The following is a 17221-nucleotide window of genomic DNA, read 5'->3' on the forward strand; positions in this document are numbered from 1 at the left end:
TGAAATTGGTAGACACGCTAGCTTCAGGTGCTAGTGGGGGCAACCCCGTGGAGGTTCAAATCCTCTCCCAGGCACCAAAATTTCACCGGATGATGCTATAACACCGTAACCGCTCAGCCTGGGTGGTGAAATTGGTAGACACGCTAGCTTCAGGTGCTAGTGGGGGCAACCCCGTGGAGGTTCAAATCCTCTCCCAGGCACCATTTCGACGATGACAACGCACTCGCTCCGAAATGGCTTCTCCCGCAAGACAAGACTCCCAGAATTGAATACAACGAACGGTAGCCAACAGGCCAGCTCTATTGCCATGAGCCCGCGTTAAATGCAGGGCCCACCCGGCACTCAAAAGTTCACTTCAAACGCCAATGCCATGCCGCCTTCGGTCGGTACCACGGCAAACTGCGACGCAGAGCCCGGTTCAACCAGCCACTGATTCACCCCCCAGGCCAGCGCTGCGCCCGCGAGCACATCCGTCGTGTGATGCCGGTCTGAATACACCTTGCTCCAGCCAACGTAGCTGGCTGCCAAATAGGCGGGCAAGCCGGCATCCCACCCATAACGGCGCTGAATAAAAGCGGCGCTGGTAAAGGCCGAAGCGGCGCTGAAACTGGGGAAACTGAGATCATCGGTTCCGTCTGGCCGCTCCCGCTCAACCAGGCCTTTCAGCACATAACTGGTGCTCATCGTAACGCCATAAGCCATCACCAGCTGCGACCGCCCGCCCGGGTCATCCAGCGTATAGGTAGCGGTGGCTGCCGTCAGTGGCAGGGCGTAGAGCAATACCTCACCCGCCTGCGTCCAGCGATCATCGGCGTACCCGGCTGTGCTGAACCCCAGCGACACACCAGCAACCCAGGTTAATAACGTTCGCCACGTTGCGTTCTGTCCGCCCATCATTCCGTGCGACCTTTCATAAAACGTTCCCGGTTTTCTTCTTTCTTGCGATCACTCTTGCGCAGCAGGATATACAGCGCACCCACACCGCCATGATGCTTTTGCGCCGAGTGAAACGCCAGTACCTCCGGCATTTGTTTCAGCCAGGTGTTCACACAGCTTTTCAGGAAGGCCTTCGGCTCTCCGCGCTCTCCCTTGCCGTGCAGAATCATCGCTGAGCGCACATCGTAGCGCAGGCAGTCGGCAATGAAGCCATACACCTCGGCACGTGCTTCGGCCATGGATTTACGGTGCAAATCCAGACGGGCATCGATCGGGTACTGGCCACGCTTGAGCTTCCGGTAGACACCATGAGCAACGCCATCGGTGCGGTACTCCAGGATATCGAGCGGGTGCACCAGGTCGATGATTTCTTCCGTCAGGTGGTTCGGGTCACCCTGTTCAACCTTCACCGCCATCTGCCGCCGATGCAGCAAACTGGGTTCGGGTACCTCGGGTTTGGCCGTCTCGACCCTCTGTGTGGTGCGAATACGGCGTACGCCTTTCATTTCTTGACGGAAAATTTTGAATTCGTCGTCGTCTTCCATAAGACACCTGTGCAATTTAACCGTATTCTAACAGCATGTACCGGTGCTCGGCACGGCGGGAGAGAGCACTATAACGGGCTCGTTGTAAAAGAGCGGTAAAATGGATCGTCAGCGCTGCAACGATAGAGGACACTGAATGCTATGAATGAATCTCATATTTTACTAATTGACGATGATCGCGATCTGGCCGAGCTGCTCGGCGAATACCTCGATGCCGAAGGCTACAAACTCAGTGCCGCTCACAGCGGTGAGGATGGCATCGTTCAATTGCGCGAGCACAACTACGACCTAGTCCTGCTCGATGTCATGATGCCCGGCATCGATGGCTTTGAAACCCTGCGCCAAATTCGCAACCACTCCTCCGTTCCCGTGCTAATGCTCACCGCCAAAGGTGAGGAAATGGACCGGGTACTGGGCCTGGAGCTGGGCGCCGATGATTACCTGGCCAAGCCCTACAGCCACCGTGAATTGCTGGCCCGCATCAAAGCGCTGCTGCGCCGGATCGAACTCGATAAGGTGCAACAGGAAAGCGACAGCGGCACTCTGGAATGCAACGGCGTGACCCTGAACTTCGACACTTACGAAGTCGAGTGCGAGGGCGAGCATGTACCCATGACCACCAGTGAATTCAAGGTATTGCGCGTGCTGATGTCCCGCGTGGGCAAGGCCGTTCCCAAAGAAGACCTGTACCGCGAAGTGCTCGGCCGTGAAATCATGGCGTACGACCGCTCGATCGACATGCACGTCTCCAATGTGCGCCGCAAGCTTCAGGCGGTTACCGAGACACCCAAAATTCAGACCATTCGCGGTATTGGCTATCTGTTTGTCGATCCGAAATAACCGAACCGCTTCCCGCCCTTCCGGACACCGTCTGTAGCCATGAAATTTTCAGTTAACTGGCGAAAAATCAATCCGCTCGGCTCGGTGTTCGGCAAGATCTGGCTGAGCTTCTGGGTCACCCTGTTGCTGATTGTGCTAGCCGTGGCCTTTGTCTCGCACCAGGTGGCTCAGGTATATCAGATCGGTGCGCCCAACGCGTCGCACATTGGCTTGCTCAACCGGGTCAAGCTGCCCAATATCGATCGTCTCGCCAGTGACCGCCAGGAAATCATCGACGAACTCGACCGCTTTAACAGCGAGTCGCGCTTTCAGTGGTATCTGGTCGACGACACCTATCACCTGCTCGGCACCCCCAAACCCCCTCGGCGCATTCTGGTCATGCTGTCGGAAATGATGGAACTGGAAGGCGTGAAAGTCGGCCAGTGGCGCCAGGAAACCTGGATGGGGCCGATCACCATGTCGGTCGGTGGCGATATGTATCGCCTGTTTCTGCGCGGAGTGCCCGCCCTGCCGCCGCCCAACCTGCCACTCTGGCTCGATAGTCAGTGGTTGCGCGCCATTTTCGCCTTGTTCGTCTCTGGCGGCATGGCGCTGGTACTGGCCTGGTCAATCACCCGCCCTATCGCCCGTCTGCGGCGCGTTTCACGGCAATTGGCGGGCGGTAGTCTGGATGCCCGGGTTGGCGGCGCGGTCAACAAACGCGCCGACGAACTGGGTGACCTGGGTCGCGACTTCGACGAAATGGCCGAGCGCCTGCAGCAGCTGGTTTCCGCACAGCAACGGTTGCTCAGCAACGTCAGCCACGAGTTACGCTCACCCCTGACGCGCCTGCAGGTAGCGCTGGGCATCGTTCGCCAAAAAGCACCCACCGGACTCGAAACCGCACTGAGCCGCATTGAACGCGAAAGCGACCGGCTTGAAAGCCTGATCGCTCAGGTGCTGAAGCTGTCGCGCTTTGAAAATGAAATGCAACATCTGGAGCCGGCGCAATTGCAGCTCGACGACCTGGTACGCCAGGTGGTTGAAGACGCCCGCTTTGAATCGAAATCACACAACATTCTGATCACCGACCAGATTGAAAGCGCTGTCAGCCTCTGGGGCGACCCGCAACTGCTGCATTCCGCCATCGACAACGTGATTCGCAACGCCCTGCGTTTTTCACCGGAAGACGGTGAACTCAGCGTTCACCTGACCACCCACAAGGGTGAAGCCCAAATCGAAATCTGCGACCAGGGCCCCGGAGTACCTGAAGATAAACTGGAGCGGCTGTTCGACCCCTTCTACCGGCTCGACCAATCCAATTCCGGTGCTGGACTGGGCCTCAACATTGCCCGGCACGCCGTCACCGCGCACAAGGGTGATATTCGGGCCTACAACCGCCCTGAAGGTGGCTTGTGCGTGCGCATTCGATTGCCACTGAACCAGCACGGGCGCTTGCGTCAGAGCTGATGTGACATCTCCACGGGGTTCGACAAATGCACCCCAAACCAAATGGCAGACGGTGGTAATTCACACCACTCAGGTTGCCTTTTGCCTGTTGAAGGGCCTCGGGGAGCCGATTTCCTCTTACACGACCCGACCATCCTAAAACGCGACAACTTACCCGTTGATCTTATAAACTCAGGCCAATCACTCATTCACGAGGCCTGTCATGTCACCCATCACCACCACTTCCGGCGCTGTCATCCGTCTGGCTGAGCCCGGCGATGTTCCTCACATTCTGCGGTTTATTCAGGAACTGGCCGACTACGAAAAACTCTCGCATGAAGTCGTCGCCACTGAAGCCAAACTCACCGAGACACTGTTTTCCGACCAGCCGGCGGCTGAAGTTCTGATCGCCGAGCGCGATGGCCAACCCGTTGGCATGGCCTTATTTTTCCCGAACTACAGCACCTTTCTCGCCCAGCCCGGCATCCACCTGGAAGACCTTTATGTGCAACCGGACCAGCGCGGCTCCGGTGTTGGCAAGGCGCTGATTACCAGCCTGGCGCACCTGGCCGTGGAGCGGGGCTGTGGCCGCCTGGAGTGGATGGTGCTCGACTGGAACGAACCGGCCCGGCAATTTTACCGCTCGCTGGGCGCCAGCGCGCTGGACGGCTGGCTGACCAAGCGCGTCACCGGCGAGTCACTGCACGCCATGGCCAGGATGCTGGAGCGCGCCTGATGACACCGGCCGTTCAGTTGCTCAAACGTCAAAAGGTACCGTTCGAACTGCACACCTTCAGCGTGGGCGACAGTGACGAAGGCTATGGCATTGCCGCTGCCAAAGCGCTGGGTGTGCCGCCTGAGCAAGTGTTCAAAACTTTGCTGGTTAGCTTCAATGGCGACCCCAGAGCGCTGGGCGTTTGTATTCTACCGGTCACGCACAACCTGAGCCTGAAACGCGCCGCCAAAGCACATGGCCAGAAATCGGCACAGATGGCCGAGCCGGCCATTGCCGAGAAAACCACCGGCTATGTGGTCGGAGGCATTAGCCCGCTGGGACAAAAAAAAGCCCTGCCTACGGTGGTGGACCAAAGCGCCGAGTCGATGGACACCTTTTTCGTCAGCGGCGGCAAACGCGGGCTCGACATCGCTCTGGCCCCGGCCGATCTGCTGCAACTGACCCGCGCCCGATTTGCGCCACTGTGTGTTACCGACGAAGCCTGAACCTGAGCTGAGCCCAGCGGTTTAAGTGGCAACTATTGCCGAAGCCCCATACTCCAGCCCTATCTGCGAGGGCTTTGGTGAATCTGAATCATTAACCGCCACTGCTCGCTTGTTACTGGCTGGCGTTTTGCTATGTTTGACCCAGGCCTTCACCTCAACCGCAGGCTATTAATCAGGAGCGAAAAATAACAATGAAATCTTTACTGACTGTCGTCACTACCCTATTACTGGCGCTGGCCATCACCCCGGCCCAGGCTGAATCCATGTCGGCCGAAGGCCAGTGGCGCACCATCGATGATGAAACCGGCGAAGCCAAAAGCCTGGTGCGCGTCTGGGTTGAAGACGGCGAACTGCAGGGTCAGATCGTTGAACTGCTGAACCCTTCAGAGCCCAACCCGGTCTGTTCAGAATGCAAGGGCAGCCGCAAAGATCAGCCCATTGAAGGGATGACGTTTCTCTGGGGCCTGGAACGGGACGGCGATGAATGGGACAGTGGCCGCATTCTGGATCCCTCCAATGGCAAGGAATACAGTGCCAAAGCCAAGGTCATCGAGAACGGTACCAAGCTGGAAGTCCGCGGTTTTCTCGGCTTTGCGCTGATCGGCCGGACTCAAGTCTGGGAGCGCGTCGAATAACGACACATTGCACGGGCTCTCCGCTGAGCCCGTGCTTTCCCTACCTGCCTTACCCCGTTATGCTGCCTTTCCCTGTTAACCGTTGACCGCCCTAATGACCGGTATCGACCCTGTTACGCTTTTAATTGCCATCACCCTCGGCCTGCTGCTGGTACTCCCGGCCGATGGTTACACCTATGAATTTGTGCGTGCCCGACACGAACGCGCCAGCCCAGTGTGGCGGTTAATCGCAGCACGAATGCTGATCACCCTCACCCAGGCCGGTTTAATGGCAACGGCGGTGTCGGTCTGGGCCAATTCAGGGCCGCTGGGGCCAACGTTACTGGTATTCGCCGGCGCCATGATGGCTGCCTGGCTATGGATGTGGTACTGGATCAAAACCTACATCGCCGAGCCCGGTCACCCAACCCGGCCGGTCACCATTGTCGGCGTCATCCTAACCGGCGCACTCTCCGCCACGCTCTGGTTCGAAGCCTTCACCTTTCAGGCTCTGTTGCAGGCCTGGGTCGATGCACCCGCACTCGAAACCATCATTCTACTGTCGCTGATCTGGGTTGCCATCGATGCCATCTGGCTCGCCATCCTAGCCAGCCAACCCTGGGGCACCCGCCTGATCGCCTCGCAAACCGGCCAAACCCGACTAAACCGAAGCCTCGGGCTGCTGCTATTGGCCCTCTCACTCTGGGCAATGGTGGCTGTGCTCTAAGTGGCAGGGTTCTTTCTGTGGCACGAGTCCGTGTCAGCCACCGGGTAGGCCTGATCAGGGTCGGCGTAAATCCGTCCATGGAGCCTAGGCTTCGGCATCCATGCCTCAGACTTCCCCGATCAGGCCTACCCGGCAGCTGACACTTGACTGGGAGGCAAGGGCTAAATTAACTCGAGTTTCGGAGTTCGCTGACATGGCCAGCGGCGATTACTTGGGGCATTCCTGTGGGGAAGTCCGCAGCAGGGACTAAAACGCCAGGAGCGTTTTAGCATGAGCGAAGCGAGCCCGGAGGGTGAATCCCAGGGATGGGATTCATATCATGCGGCCTAGGCTCCAAGGACGGATTCACGCCGACCCTACAGGAGCACCCCAGGTGGCCACCGCGGACCACTGCCACCCAGTACCACCCCGAACTCCGGAACTTGAGTTACCAACCCCCAAACTGTCCAACTCAGTAAAACTCACCATCCTCTGCCATGGTGTTAATCACAGACAGTTTCTTCACGCCGTCTTTGGTGCCCAGCAACAACACATCGGCCGGCCGATGCGCGAACAACCCGTTGGTGACCACGCCGGGAATGTTGTTGATGGCGGTTTCCATCGCTTCCGGGTCTTTGATGTCCAGCTCGTAGACATCCAGAATCTGGTTGCCGTTATCGGTAACCACGCCTTCGCGATAGACCGGGTTGCCGCCCATTTTCAGCAGTTTGCGGGCCACGGCACTGCGCGCCATCGGTATGACTTCAATCGGCAGCGGGAAAGCGCCTAGCTTTTGTACGGCCTTGGACTCGTCGGCAATACAAACAAACGTCTTGGCAATGGAGGCGACGATCTTCTCCTGGGTCAGGGCCGCGCCGCCGCCTTTGATCAGGTGCAGCTTGCGGTTGGCCTCGTCACAACCGTCAACGTAGACCGCCAGTTTTTCCACTTGGTTCATGTCGAACACTTCAATGCCGTGGTCGCGCAAGCGCTTGGCGCTGGCGTCACTGGAGGCAACGGTGCCGCGAAAACGGTCTTTAACGGTTGCCAGTGCATCGATGAACAGATTGGCGGTAGAGCCGGTGCCGATGCCGATGATGGCTTCCGGTTTCAGGTCGGGCTTGATGAAATCGAGCGCCGCCTGGGCGACGGCTTGCTTCAGTTCGTCTTGGGTCATGGGACTTTCCTGTAATCAGTGGGCGTCGGTGACTGTTCTGGGATATCGATTGTTTAGCCACATTATAGCTGCTGTGGCGCTCAGTAACACAGGCCAGAGCCGCTTCGGCGCCGTTGCAAAACAGTATGCCGCGATTTGCCGTACGCCTGCGTTTCCGCATCCGCCCAAAACCCTTACACTACGGAGCTGCGCCGCGAAATGCCTGACATGCGCAGAAGACGACTGACATTCATCCGTTAACCAGGAAACTTCCATGCTGGAACAGACTGTTAAGAAGATACTCAATGCCCGGGTCTATGAGGCGGCGATCGAGACGCCTCTGGAAAAAGCCGCCTTTCTCAGTCGTCGGATGAACAACATTATTTTGATTAAGCGCGAAGACCTGCAACCGGTGTTCTCGTTCAAGCTGCGCGGCGCCTACAACAAGATGACCACCCTGACTCAGGCGCAACTGGACAAGGGCGTCATCTGCGCCTCGGCCGGTAACCATGCCCAGGGCCTGGCTGAAGCCGCCCGGCTGATGGGCGTGAAAGCCACCATCGTCATGCCCAAGACAACGCCGGACATCAAAGTGGCGAACGTGCGCGCCCGCGGTGGCAAGGCCGTGCTGTATGGCGATGCCTTCGACGAGGCGCTGGAGCACGCGCGCAAGCTCGAAGCCGAACGTGGTCTGACCTTCATTCACCCCTACGACGACCCGGACATCATTGCCGGCCAGGGCACCGTTGCCCGCGAGATCCTGCACCAACATCGTGGCGATGATATCCACGCGGTGTTTATCCCGGTTGGTGGTGGCGGGTTGATCTCCGGTATGGCGGCGTATTTCAAATACCTGCAGCCCAACATCAAGGTTATCGGGGTCGAGTTTGAAGAAAGTGCCTGCCTGGCAGCGGCACTGAAAGCCAAACGCCGGGTGACGCTGAGCCAGGTTGGTATTTTTGCCGACGGCATTGCCGTGGCTCAGATTGGTAAAGAACCCTGGAAAATTTGCAAGGATTACGTCGACGAAGTCATCACCGTGACCTCGGATGAAATCTGCGCAGCCGTAAAAGACATCTTCGACGATACCCGCTCAATCACCGAACCGGCCGGTGCCGTCAGTGTGGCAGGCATGAAGAAATTCGTGGAGCGCGAGGGCTGTACCGGCAAAACTCTGATCACTGTTTCCAGCGGCGCTAATACGAATTTCGACCGGTTACGGTACGTGGCCGAGCGGGCCGAAGTGGGCGAGCATCGCGAAGCCATACTGTCAGTGACGATTCCCGAGAAACCCGGGGCGTTCAAGAAGTTCGTGTCCATCATCGGCAAGCGGTCGATCACCGAGTTCAACTACCGGTACGATGACCCGAACAAGGCTCACATTTTCGTCGGTGTTAAGATAACCAGTCTGGAAGAGCGCGAGCAACTGATCAGCGAACTGCGCGAGGCTGATCACCCGGTGCTCGACTTAACCGACAATGAAGTCGCCAAGTCTCATGTTCGCCACATGGTGGGTGGTCATGCACCGACTATCAGTAACGAGCATTTGTTCCGGTTTGAATTTCCGGAACGGCCGGGGGCGCTGGGCAAGTTTCTCAACACCCTGGGCGGCCACTGGAACATTTCGCTGTTTCACTACCGCAACCACGGTGCTGCCTACGGCCGGGTACTGACCGGCATTCAGGTGCCGCGCGAAGACATGAAAGCCTTCCGCCAGAAACTGGAAGAACTGGGGTATCCTTACTGGGAAGAAACCAGCAACCCGGTGTATGCGGCGTTTCTGGGCTGAACCGGTTTTCGTCGATATGAGCCGCCAGTATGAACCCGACCGAGCAGGAAAAGGTTGATCTTGAACACCAGGCCGCACGCGTTTTCATGCGCGCCTGGGAGCGGCAGCATGGGCAACCGTTGCGCCACATCTGGCACAACAAACCCAGCAAGCCCGATGTTTCCTGTTACCTGAACGGCCAGCGCCTCGATCTTGAGATCGCCCATCTCTATGGCTCTGAAGTCGAGGCAATGGCCATTCTAGGGCGTGACCTCAGCCCCACCACCCACCAGGCGTTACTGGAACTGATGCAGGACGATGTGCATCAGCGCCTGCTGCATGCGCTCAATCGCATTCTGATGGTCAAAGCGCAAAAACGGTACCAGACCCGGCGCGTCTGGCTGGTGATCCGCAATGCCAACCCACTGTGGCACAACCAAGACATGTTGGCCTTGCGCCACCATTTCTCCGTGCCCACAGATCACCCGTTCGAACAGATCTGGATGGTGACCAACCTGTCGAACGACAGCGATATTTTGCGGCTTTACCCCGACTGACGCTCGAACCAGACAGCTAGAGCCCGAACTACCTGTTCCATGGTTGCCTCATCGGGGTTACTTAACCCCAGCAGAAACCCCTGCTCGCCCATGTCCGGGTCGACATAGTGGTCCGACAACACCTCCAGTCGGATGTTCTGTTCCAGCAAGTCGCCGGCAATCCGGCGGTCCCAGCGCGTGGCCCGGTGTGCAGCCAGCCACTCTTGCATCAACATCACCCGAATGTGCATGCCGCCCTGAGGTGCCTGCCACGTTAACCAGGGCGTCAAATGCTCTGCCAGCAGCGCCAGTAACCGGTCTCGTTTTAACCGGTAAAGCCGCCGCATCCGGTTCAGGTGCCGGTCGAATCGGCCGTGGCGCATAAAATCCGTCAGCACCGGCTGAATGGGCAGCGAGGCCGAGGAGCCCAGCGCCTGCTGGCTGGCCCTAAACCGCTCGATCTGGCCCGGTGGCACCACCACAAACCCCAGCCGCAACCCGCGAAACAGCACCTTGGAAAAACTGCCGACCAGAAACGACCGCCCCTGGGTATCGGCCTGCATCAGCGGCACGCCCATGCGTCCCTGGTAGTGGTACTCATTGTCGTAGTCATCTTCGATCAACCACAGCGACGGATTCTGCTGCACGGCCTGCAACCAGGCTTGTCTGCGAGCCGGGCTCATGCCGATGCCCAGCGGGTACTGCCGATTTGGCGTGATGATGGCCACCTGCGGTGTCTCTTTATGCAGTGGCAGCGTGGCACCTTCGGCGTCGACGTCCAGAGCACCGAGACCCGAAGCCCGGTTGCTCAGCAACGCCCGCATCGGCCTATAGCAGGGATTCTCGAGCAGCCAGTGAGCGTCGGCAGTTTGTGCATCCAGGGTATGTTGCAGAATGCTCAGGGCGTCGCGGTTGCCCGAGGTCACAAATATCTGCTCCGCCGAACAGGCCACCCCCCGAACCCGGTACAGGTAATCGGCAATGGCCGACTTGAGCGGTGGGTAACCCCCCGAATAGGCGCCTTCCAGCACGTTCAAGTCGGGCTTGAGCCAGCTGCGCCTCATGCTGGCGGCCCAGTCCTTCGCCGGAAAGGCAGCCACGTCGGCTCCGGAGTCACACGCCAGCATCGGGGGTGGTTTGACCGGTGCCACACTGTGAACCGGCGCCGTCGGGGACAGCAGCACCCGGGCACTGGTGGCGACAAAGAGCCCGCGCTTGGCTTCGCTGACCAGAAACCCCTCGGCCAGCAAGGCGTCGTAAGCCCGCGCCACGGTACTGCGCGACACCCCCAGCGTGGCCGCCAACTGGCGGGAAGAGGGCAGTTTATCTCCCGACTTCAGCCGCTGCTGGCGAATCCCGTCCTTCACCTGATCAATCAACTGCTGGTAATAGGGATCTGCCGAGTCCGTCAGGTGGAAGGTCAGGCTGGCTAAGGCGTGCTTCATGATCATATGGACAGTCATCTGGCCTGCAAAATTATTTTCAATCTGGCTATTTTTGAGCAAACCAGTTCACCCTATGCTGGCAAAGACCGAGGCTAAAGTCACCATTGCAGTTGCCCCCGGTCACCCCCCAACCCATGCCCCCATAAGGACACTGACGTGAGTACCCGACTGCCCGATTCAGACAACCCCCTGCACACCCAAACCAGCCATGTAAAACGTGGCCCGGGCCGGGCCAGCTACGACCGTGATCAATTGAACCGGATCATCGATGAGTCGCTGCTGTGCACCGTGGCCCAGAGCGTGGATGGCCAGCCCTTCGTGACGCCGACCTGCCACTGGCGTGACGGTGATTACCTTTACTGGCACGGCCACGCCAAGGCACGCAACCTGGCCCACGGGCAGCCGGTATGCATCAACATCATGCAGATGGACGGCCTGGTGCTGGCCCGTTCGGCGTTTCACCACTCGGTGAACTACCGTTCGGCCACCCTCTTCGGCACCGCCGAAGCCGTTACCGACCCGGACGAGAAAGCCCGGCAATTGCACATCTTCCTCGACAAGATCTCACCGGATCGCTGGGACACCCTGCGTCCGATGACCGACAACGAACTGAAAGCCACCGGCCTGTCGCGCATTCAGATCAGCGAGGCCTCGTGCAAAATACGAGCGGAAGGCGTAAACGACGAGGCGGTCGACGAAGACTGGCCAATCTGGGCCGGTGTTATGCCCCTGGAAAAACGCTGGGGTGAGCCTGTTCAAGAAAAACAGCAGGCGGGGTTGTCATTACCTCGGTTACCGCTGAACGCAAAATAAGCCGGCGATGTCGGGCCTGTCGTCAGGCCCGCACCTGCCTCCCTTCGAATTCACCCTGAACTCAGAGTCCAAAGCATCCTCACCACCCAACCATGCAGGTAGCGGACAGCCAGGATGGCTGTGGTATCATGAGCTCCAAACACAAGGCTGGCTGGTTTTTTTACCTGGTCAGAAGCTCAGGTCCCTACACCTAAACAACACCTGGCCTGCCAACCGTCAGTGCGTGACTGGCATGGCTCTGGCGCAGTGTATCGACAGGGCAACCGAACCAAACGTCAAAGAGTAACGGATGCGCTCACAACCGCTCAAGGGTTCCAATTTAACGACCGTACGGGGTATCAACGAACGCCTGGTACTGCATCTGCTGCGGATGCACGGCGCGCTGAGCAAAGCCGAGGCCACTCGTATGACGGGTTTATCGGCCAACGCCGTCTCGGTCATTTTTCGGGCGCTGGAAAAAGAAGGACTCTTGCTAAGGGGCAATCCTGTTCGTGGCCGAATCGGCCAGCCATCCGTGCCGATGAGACTGAACCCGGATGCCCGTTATTATCTGGGTTATAAAATCGGTCGGCGCACCTTCGATCTGGTTTTGGTCAACTTTGTCGGTGACGTTCTGGCTCAGGCAAGCGCCGTGCATGATTACCCCACACCCGCCAATACCCTGCAGTTTCTTGACGATAACCTCACCCCTTTACTGACCTCAGCCGAGGTCACACTTGATTCTATATCGGCGCTGAACATCGCCATGCCGTTCGAACTGTGGAGCTGGACCTCCGATTTCGATGCACCGGTCCGGGAAATGAATGAATGGCGTACCTTCGACCTTGAAGCCGAAATGAAACGTCGCGTCCCCTGGCCGGTAACGCTGCAAAATGACGGCACCGCTGCATGCCGGGCCGAGTTGATTTTTGGTCCGCCACTGGAGGAACAGGATTTTGTCTATTTGTTCGTCGGCACTTTTATTGGCGGTGGCATTGTTCTGAATGGCGGCGTCTTCCCGGGACGCCGGGGCAGTTCCGGGGGCTTTGGCCCAATGCGAGTACCGGATGAACCCGGCGGTGAACGGCTGGTAGACCATGCCTCGCTGGTGGTGCTCGAACATATGCTGGCTGCACGCGACGCACAGCTGGCACGCCAGCTCTACAATCAGAATGCAGACTGGTCGCGGTTCGAACCGGAACTGAGCCATTGGCTTGCCCGGGCTGGCCGCAGCCTGGCGCATGCCATTGTTTCCGCCCTGTCCGTTATCGATTTCGAAACCGTGGTGATCGACGGTGCCTTGCCCGTTGCGGTGCGCAACCGTCTGGTCAGAAAGGTGGAAAACAGCCTGGACGAGTTGGACTTGCAAGGAGTGGTGCGACCCGCACTGCGGCCGGGTCACTTTTCCTATCTCGCCCGGGCCATTGGTGCCGCCTCCTATCAGATTTCAACAGAGTACATGATCGACCAAAACACACTGCTGCGGGAAACACCCACGACCATTTTCAAAACCTGAACCGGCTGGCGCTGGCCGATCACTGCGCCCGGTCAACCTATTCGTTCACGAATCATGCGCTCCAGGGTTTGCTGGTCCGCGTTGAAACCGCGAATACCCTCGGCCAGTTTCTCTGTCGCCATGGCATCTTCATTCATGAGCCAGCGAAATTCGGATTCGGTTAACGGGCTCGGCCGGGGTGTTCGCTGTGAAGAACGGACCAACACGCGCTCCAGCTTTCCCCCGGTTTGGTCCAGTGTGTCCAGTAACGCCGGGCTGATCGTCAAACGGTCACAACCGCTCAGTGCCAGAATCTCACCGACATTGCGAAAGCTCGCGCCCATAACAATGGTTGGGTAATCCAGCTCACAGAAATACTGGTAGATTGCGCGTACCGACTGAACCCCAGGCTCTGCTTCAGGTTCAAAGGCCACCTCAGGTTCGGCCTGTCGATACCAGTCCAGTATGCGCCCTACAAAGGGTGAGATCAGGTAGACATCCGCCTCTGCACACGCCCGGGCCTGGGCAAAATTGAAGATCAGTGTCAGGTTGCACTGCACGCCTTCCTGTTCGAGCACCCGGGCAGCACAAATGCCCTCCCAGGTCGCAGCCAGTTTGATCAGCACCCGATCCTTTGTAACGCCAGCCTCATGATACAAGGCAATCAATCGTCGAGCCTTGTCGAGGCTGCCTTCAACATCAAAAGACAACCGGGCGTCCACTTCCGTCGACACTCGCCCTGGCACCTGACGCAAGATCAACTGACCCATGGCAACAATGAGCCGGTCGGCAACCTCTGTTACAGCCTGGTCGGAGCTCAGGTTATGTTGATCGACCGTGTCGATGAGCCGATCCATCATGTCATCGTAATGACCCGATTGGACCGCCTTTAGTATCAGCGAGGGATTGGTGGTAGCGTCCTGCGGTTGGAATCGGCCTATGGCCTCCAGGTCTCCGGTATCGGCGACAACCGTGCTGTATTGTTTGAGTTGATCCAGTAATGAATTCATAAGATTCCCAGAATGAGGCAGTCAACACCTGGTCTAACCGGTCCGACGCTTTCGTGCCGTTATTTGGATTTTTTGGAACGAACAAGAGGCCCGGTCTGATCAGGCATTCAGACCTTTTCGTCCAATGTCAGGTCAGCAACCCCGCTGTGCTCCAGCACCAGCCTGGCGTTTTTCAAATCGTTATCATGGACCTTCAGCGCAGCTTGTTCAGGCGTAAAGCCAAATCCCAGCCAGCGCTTCATCAAACGCTTTTCAAGGGTTTCCAGACTCGGTTTCAAAAAAACGGTTGCATCAAACAACTCCGTCAACCCATCCCATATCGGCGCGTCAAGCAACAGGTAATTGCCTTCGAACACCACGATAGACGTTGTTGACCTGAGCAAACCGGCATCAACCAGCGCACGATCCAGCGCACGGTCAAACAGCGGGTAGTGAATATCACCCACATCGGTTCGGACACTGACAACGAGCTCATATAACCCCCCGACATCGAAGGTTTCTGGTGCGCCTTTGCGTTTCAGCAAATCCCTTTGCAGTAAAAGCTCGTTGTCGAGATGAAAGCCATCCATTGGCAACAAGGCGGCATAATCACTGTTCCCTGCACGGCGGTTCAATTGTTGAACCACCGCCTCGGCCAGGGTCGATTTTCCCGACCCCGGCGGACCGGCAATACCGATCAATGTTCGCCGGTCGCTTCGGGCGGCGCGATCAATGAAATCGACTACTGCGTTCGCTTGCGTTGCGATGCTCGCCATAGCTAAACCCCGACTGCTTCAACGTCGGGCTCTTTGGCCCCGGTCATAAAGGCAACCGCATCGCTCATGGTGTAATCAGCCGGGTTCAACACACACAAGCGCTTGCCCAGGCGGTGCACATGAATCCGGTCGGCGACTTCAAACACATGCGGCATGTTGTGACTGATCAGCACTATGGGAATGCCCCGTGCCTTCACTTCACTGATCAACTCCAGCACCCGACGGCTTTCCTTGACGCCCAGTGCGGCGGTTGGCTCATCGAGTATGATCACTCTGGAACCAAAGGCAGCTGCACGCGCAACGGCCACACCCTGGCGCTGGCCACCTGACAATGTTTCAACCGGCTGGCGAATGTTCTGAATGGTCATCAGTCCCAGTTCATTGAGTTTTTCCCGAGCGAAGGCTTCCATCGCCGGGCGATCCAGTTGGCGCAACACCTGCCCCATGAAGCCCGGTTTTCTGAGTTCACGGCCCATAAACATGTTGTCGGCAATCGACAACGCCGGCGACATGGCCAACTGTTGATATACCGTCTCTATACCCTGTTTTCGTGCATCCAGTGGCGAGGTGAACCGCACCTCCTGTCCGTCCAGATAAACCTTGCCTTGGTCGGGAACCAGAGCACCAGAGATGGCTTTGATCAGTGTTGACTTGCCTGCACCGTTGTCGCCAATGACCGCCAGAATCTCTCCGGGGTACAATTCGAAGTCGCAATGGTCGAGTGCGGTAACCCGGCCAAAGCGCTTGACGAGGTTACTGGCATGGAGGATCGGGGCTACCGCATTCTCCGACGATTGGGTTTGTGGTTGCATCATACGGTCGCCCTCCTGATCCATTGGTCCACAGCCACCGCACCGATAATCAGCACACCAATCAACAGATACGTCCACTGCGCATCAGCGCCCATCAAGCGCAAGCCAAGGGTGAATACACCAACAATCAGTGCACCATAGAGCGTACCGAGAATAGAGCCACGCCCACCGAACAGTGAGATCCCTCCAATAACCACGGCAGTGATCGATTCAATATTGGATAACTGCCCCGCCGTGGGTGAAACCGACCCCAGCCGACCAATCAGTGCCCAGCCCGCAAAGGCACAGATCAGCCCGGAGAGCATGTATACCGACAAAATGATTCGCCCGGTTTTCACACCGGAAAGCTCTGCGGCTTCTTTGTCATCGCCGACTGCATACACATGGCGCCCCCAGGCCGTGTGTTTGAGGGCATAGGCAAGCACCAAGGCCAGTAGCACCATGAAAACAACACCGTAGGTGAAAACAGCCCCACCGATTGTGATTTTTGTACCAAAGAACTGAAGCAACGATGCCTGGGTTTCAATATCCTGCGCACGTATAGTTTCATTTTTTGAATAGAGAAAATTTGTGGCCAGTACAATTTGCCACATGCCCAGCGTGACAATAAACGGCGGCAAGCGAACACGGGAGACCAGCAAGCCGCTGATCATTCCGCACAACATGCCGCACAGCAGGCCACAGAAAATACTGATAGGAACGGGAATGCCATAGCGAAAGGTAAACTGCCCCATCACGACAGAAGACAACACCATGGTTGCGCCCACCGAGAGGTCAATGCCCGCGGTCAGAATGATCAGGCTCTGTGCGGCGGCGATGATGCCAACTATTTGAACCTGTTGAAGAATCAGGGTCAGTGCAAAGGGCGAAAAAAAGCGGGTTCCCAGCAACAATCCAAAGACGGCGATTGATAACAGCAAAACAATCAATGGAACCATGGACGGGTTCAGGTGCAGCGTATGCTGCAGTTTCTTGATAAAACCAGCCCGGTCATCGTCAAAAGTAGCGACCGCATCCGGTGCACTACTTACTGACGATTCATACACCGGGCTGTTGGAATCGGATTTGGCCATTGGACCTCTCCAGAAATTCTACGTAACAGGGTAGGCAGGGCAGCACCCTGCGTCACAAAACAGCCTTCTCGCTTCAGGGGTGGGCGGGT

Annotated in this window: 17 protein-coding genes, 1 tRNA gene and 1 pseudogene; 11 read left to right on the plus strand and 8 right to left on the minus strand. The window is 57.7% G+C overall.

Features of this window, described 5'->3' with window-relative positions; all coding sequences use genetic code 11:
* Positions 1–116: 116 nt before the first annotated feature.
* A tRNA-Leu gene (locus ACHUE7_RS14440) sits at positions 117–203 on the plus strand.
* Positions 204–342: 139 nt separating this feature from the next.
* Here ACHUE7_RS14440 and ACHUE7_RS14445 read toward each other — a convergent pair.
* Both ACHUE7_RS14445 and smrA read right to left on the minus strand, forming a co-directional pair.
* Positions 343–897, minus strand: a complete 555-nt coding sequence (locus ACHUE7_RS14445; RefSeq protein WP_394170609.1) for a phosphatase PAP2 family protein — start codon at positions 895–897, stop codon at positions 343–345.
* Entirely contained in the window at positions 894–1481 is a 588-nt protein-coding gene (gene smrA, locus ACHUE7_RS14450) for a DNA endonuclease SmrA (RefSeq protein ID WP_348474192.1), read from the minus strand. Before smrA ends, ACHUE7_RS14445 begins: the two co-directional genes overlap by 4 nt.
* 141 nt (positions 1482–1622) lie before the next feature.
* On the opposite strand from smrA, the gene ACHUE7_RS14455 reads away from it, so the two are divergent.
* From ACHUE7_RS14455 to ACHUE7_RS14480, 6 genes are all read left to right on the plus strand, one after another.
* A complete protein-coding gene (locus tag ACHUE7_RS14455) occupies positions 1623–2321 on the plus strand; it encodes a response regulator transcription factor (protein ID WP_348474193.1) in 699 nt (232 codons plus the stop codon).
* Positions 2322–2360: 39 nt separating this feature from the next.
* Positions 2361–3770: an ATP-binding protein gene (locus ACHUE7_RS14460; protein ID WP_127560152.1), complete on the plus strand. Its 1410-nt coding sequence runs from the start codon at positions 2361–2363 to the stop codon at positions 3768–3770.
* 202 nt (positions 3771–3972) lie between these two features.
* On the plus strand, positions 3973–4485 hold the full coding sequence (locus ACHUE7_RS14465; protein WP_127560154.1) for a GNAT family N-acetyltransferase: 513 nt from the start codon (positions 3973–3975) through the stop codon (positions 4483–4485).
* Positions 4485–4970 carry a Cys-tRNA(Pro) deacylase gene (gene ybaK / locus ACHUE7_RS14470; protein WP_394170610.1) on the plus strand — a complete coding sequence of 162 codons (486 nt, stop codon included), beginning with the start codon at positions 4485–4487 and terminating at the stop codon, positions 4968–4970. The genes ACHUE7_RS14465 and ybaK overlap by 1 nt, the downstream gene beginning before the upstream one ends.
* A 191-nt stretch (positions 4971–5161) precedes the next feature.
* Positions 5162–5605 carry a DUF2147 domain-containing protein gene (locus ACHUE7_RS14475; RefSeq protein WP_394170611.1) on the plus strand — a complete coding sequence of 148 codons (444 nt, stop codon included), beginning with the start codon at positions 5162–5164 and terminating at the stop codon, positions 5603–5605.
* Positions 5606–5699: 94 nt separating this feature from the next.
* Complete coding sequence (locus tag ACHUE7_RS14480; RefSeq protein ID WP_394170612.1) at positions 5700–6311, plus strand: hypothetical protein; 612 nt, start codon at positions 5700–5702, stop codon at positions 6309–6311.
* A 451-nt stretch (positions 6312–6762) separates the two neighbouring features.
* Here ACHUE7_RS14480 and rpiA read toward each other — a convergent pair whose 3' ends face one another.
* Entirely contained in the window at positions 6763–7467 is a 705-nt protein-coding gene (gene rpiA / locus ACHUE7_RS14485; RefSeq protein ID WP_394170613.1) for a ribose-5-phosphate isomerase RpiA, read from the minus strand.
* A gap of 250 nt (positions 7468–7717) precedes the next feature.
* Between rpiA and ilvA the strand changes: the two are divergent.
* A pseudogene (gene ilvA, locus ACHUE7_RS14490) lies at positions 7718–9235 on the plus strand (threonine ammonia-lyase, biosynthetic); the annotation flags it as partial.
* A 29-nt stretch (positions 9236–9264) separates the two neighbouring features.
* The gene (locus ACHUE7_RS14495; protein WP_394170614.1) at positions 9265–9771 is read left to right on the plus strand and encodes a hypothetical protein; all 507 of its coding nucleotides are present in this window, start codon (positions 9265–9267) and stop codon (positions 9769–9771) included.
* On the opposite strand, the gene pdxR is transcribed toward ACHUE7_RS14495, so the two are convergent.
* Positions 9759–11195, minus strand: a complete 1437-nt coding sequence (gene pdxR / locus ACHUE7_RS14500) for a MocR-like pyridoxine biosynthesis transcription factor PdxR (protein WP_394170615.1) — start codon at positions 11193–11195, stop codon at positions 9759–9761. The genes ACHUE7_RS14495 and pdxR overlap by 13 nt on opposite strands.
* Before the next feature lie 156 nt (positions 11196–11351).
* Here pdxR and ACHUE7_RS14505 point away from each other — a divergent pair, with 156 nt between their 5' ends.
* On the plus strand, positions 11352–12008 hold the full coding sequence (locus ACHUE7_RS14505; protein ID WP_394170616.1) for a pyridoxamine 5'-phosphate oxidase family protein: 657 nt from the start codon (positions 11352–11354) through the stop codon (positions 12006–12008).
* A 289-nt stretch (positions 12009–12297) separates the two neighbouring features.
* Positions 12298–13503, plus strand: a complete 1206-nt coding sequence (locus tag ACHUE7_RS14510) for an ROK family transcriptional regulator (RefSeq protein ID WP_394170617.1) — start codon at positions 12298–12300, stop codon at positions 13501–13503.
* 32 nt (positions 13504–13535) lie between these two features.
* On the opposite strand, the gene tal is transcribed toward ACHUE7_RS14510, so the two are convergent.
* The 4 genes from tal to ACHUE7_RS14530 form a co-directional block, all read right to left on the minus strand.
* On the minus strand, positions 13536–14492 hold the full coding sequence (tal, locus tag ACHUE7_RS14515) for a transaldolase (RefSeq protein ID WP_394170618.1): 957 nt from the start codon (positions 14490–14492) through the stop codon (positions 13536–13538).
* Positions 14493–14599: 107 nt separating this feature from the next.
* A complete protein-coding gene (locus ACHUE7_RS14520) occupies positions 14600–15247 on the minus strand; it encodes a nucleoside/nucleotide kinase family protein (RefSeq protein ID WP_394170619.1) in 648 nt (215 codons plus the stop codon).
* A gap of 2 nt (positions 15248–15249) precedes the next feature.
* Positions 15250–16062 carry an ATP-binding cassette domain-containing protein gene (locus tag ACHUE7_RS14525; RefSeq protein WP_394170620.1) on the minus strand — a complete coding sequence of 271 codons (813 nt, stop codon included), beginning with the start codon at positions 16060–16062 and terminating at the stop codon, positions 15250–15252.
* Positions 16059–17132: an ABC transporter permease gene (locus ACHUE7_RS14530; RefSeq protein WP_394170621.1), complete on the minus strand. Its 1074-nt coding sequence runs from the start codon at positions 17130–17132 to the stop codon at positions 16059–16061. The genes ACHUE7_RS14525 and ACHUE7_RS14530 overlap by 4 nt, the downstream gene beginning before the upstream one ends.
* Positions 17133–17221: the final 89 nt, after the last annotated feature.

It is taken from the genome of Saccharospirillum alexandrii (assembly GCF_043641555.1).
GTDB classification, from domain to species: domain Bacteria; phylum Pseudomonadota; class Gammaproteobacteria; order Pseudomonadales; family Natronospirillaceae; genus Saccharospirillum; species Saccharospirillum alexandrii_A.

Bases quoted from the DNA above. Each gene is read 5' to 3' on its own strand.
- ACHUE7_RS14445 (WP_394170609.1), bottom strand. From the start codon at position 897: ATGATGGGCGGACAGAACGCAACGTGGCGAACGTTATTAACCTGGGTT.
- smrA (WP_348474192.1), bottom strand. From the start codon at position 1,481: ATGGAAGACGACGACGAATTCAAAATTTTCCGTCAAGAAATGAAAGGC.
- ACHUE7_RS14455 (WP_348474193.1), top strand. From the start codon at position 1,623: ATGAATGAATCTCATATTTTACTAATTGACGATGATCGCGATCTGGCC.
- ACHUE7_RS14460 (WP_127560152.1), top strand. From the start codon at position 2,361: ATGAAATTTTCAGTTAACTGGCGAAAAATCAATCCGCTCGGCTCGGTG.
- ACHUE7_RS14465 (WP_127560154.1), top strand. From the start codon at position 3,973: ATGTCACCCATCACCACCACTTCCGGCGCTGTCATCCGTCTGGCTGAG.
- ybaK (WP_394170610.1), top strand. From the start codon at position 4,485: ATGACACCGGCCGTTCAGTTGCTCAAACGTCAAAAGGTACCGTTCGAA.
- ACHUE7_RS14475 (WP_394170611.1), top strand. From the start codon at position 5,162: ATGAAATCTTTACTGACTGTCGTCACTACCCTATTACTGGCGCTGGCC.
- ACHUE7_RS14480 (WP_394170612.1), top strand. From the start codon at position 5,700: ATGACCGGTATCGACCCTGTTACGCTTTTAATTGCCATCACCCTCGGC.
- rpiA (WP_394170613.1), bottom strand. From the start codon at position 7,467: ATGACCCAAGACGAACTGAAGCAAGCCGTCGCCCAGGCGGCGCTCGAT.
- ACHUE7_RS14495 (WP_394170614.1), top strand. From the start codon at position 9,265: ATGAACCCGACCGAGCAGGAAAAGGTTGATCTTGAACACCAGGCCGCA.
- pdxR (WP_394170615.1), bottom strand. From the start codon at position 11,195: ATGAAGCACGCCTTAGCCAGCCTGACCTTCCACCTGACGGACTCGGCA.
- ACHUE7_RS14510 (WP_394170617.1), top strand. From the start codon at position 12,298: ATGCGCTCACAACCGCTCAAGGGTTCCAATTTAACGACCGTACGGGGT.
- tal (WP_394170618.1), bottom strand. From the start codon at position 14,492: ATGAATTCATTACTGGATCAACTCAAACAATACAGCACGGTTGTCGCC.
- ACHUE7_RS14520 (WP_394170619.1), bottom strand. From the start codon at position 15,247: ATGGCGAGCATCGCAACGCAAGCGAACGCAGTAGTCGATTTCATTGAT.
- ACHUE7_RS14525 (WP_394170620.1), bottom strand. From the start codon at position 16,062: ATGATGCAACCACAAACCCAATCGTCGGAGAATGCGGTAGCCCCGATC.
- ACHUE7_RS14530 (WP_394170621.1), bottom strand. From the start codon at position 17,132: ATGGCCAAATCCGATTCCAACAGCCCGGTGTATGAATCGTCAGTAAGT.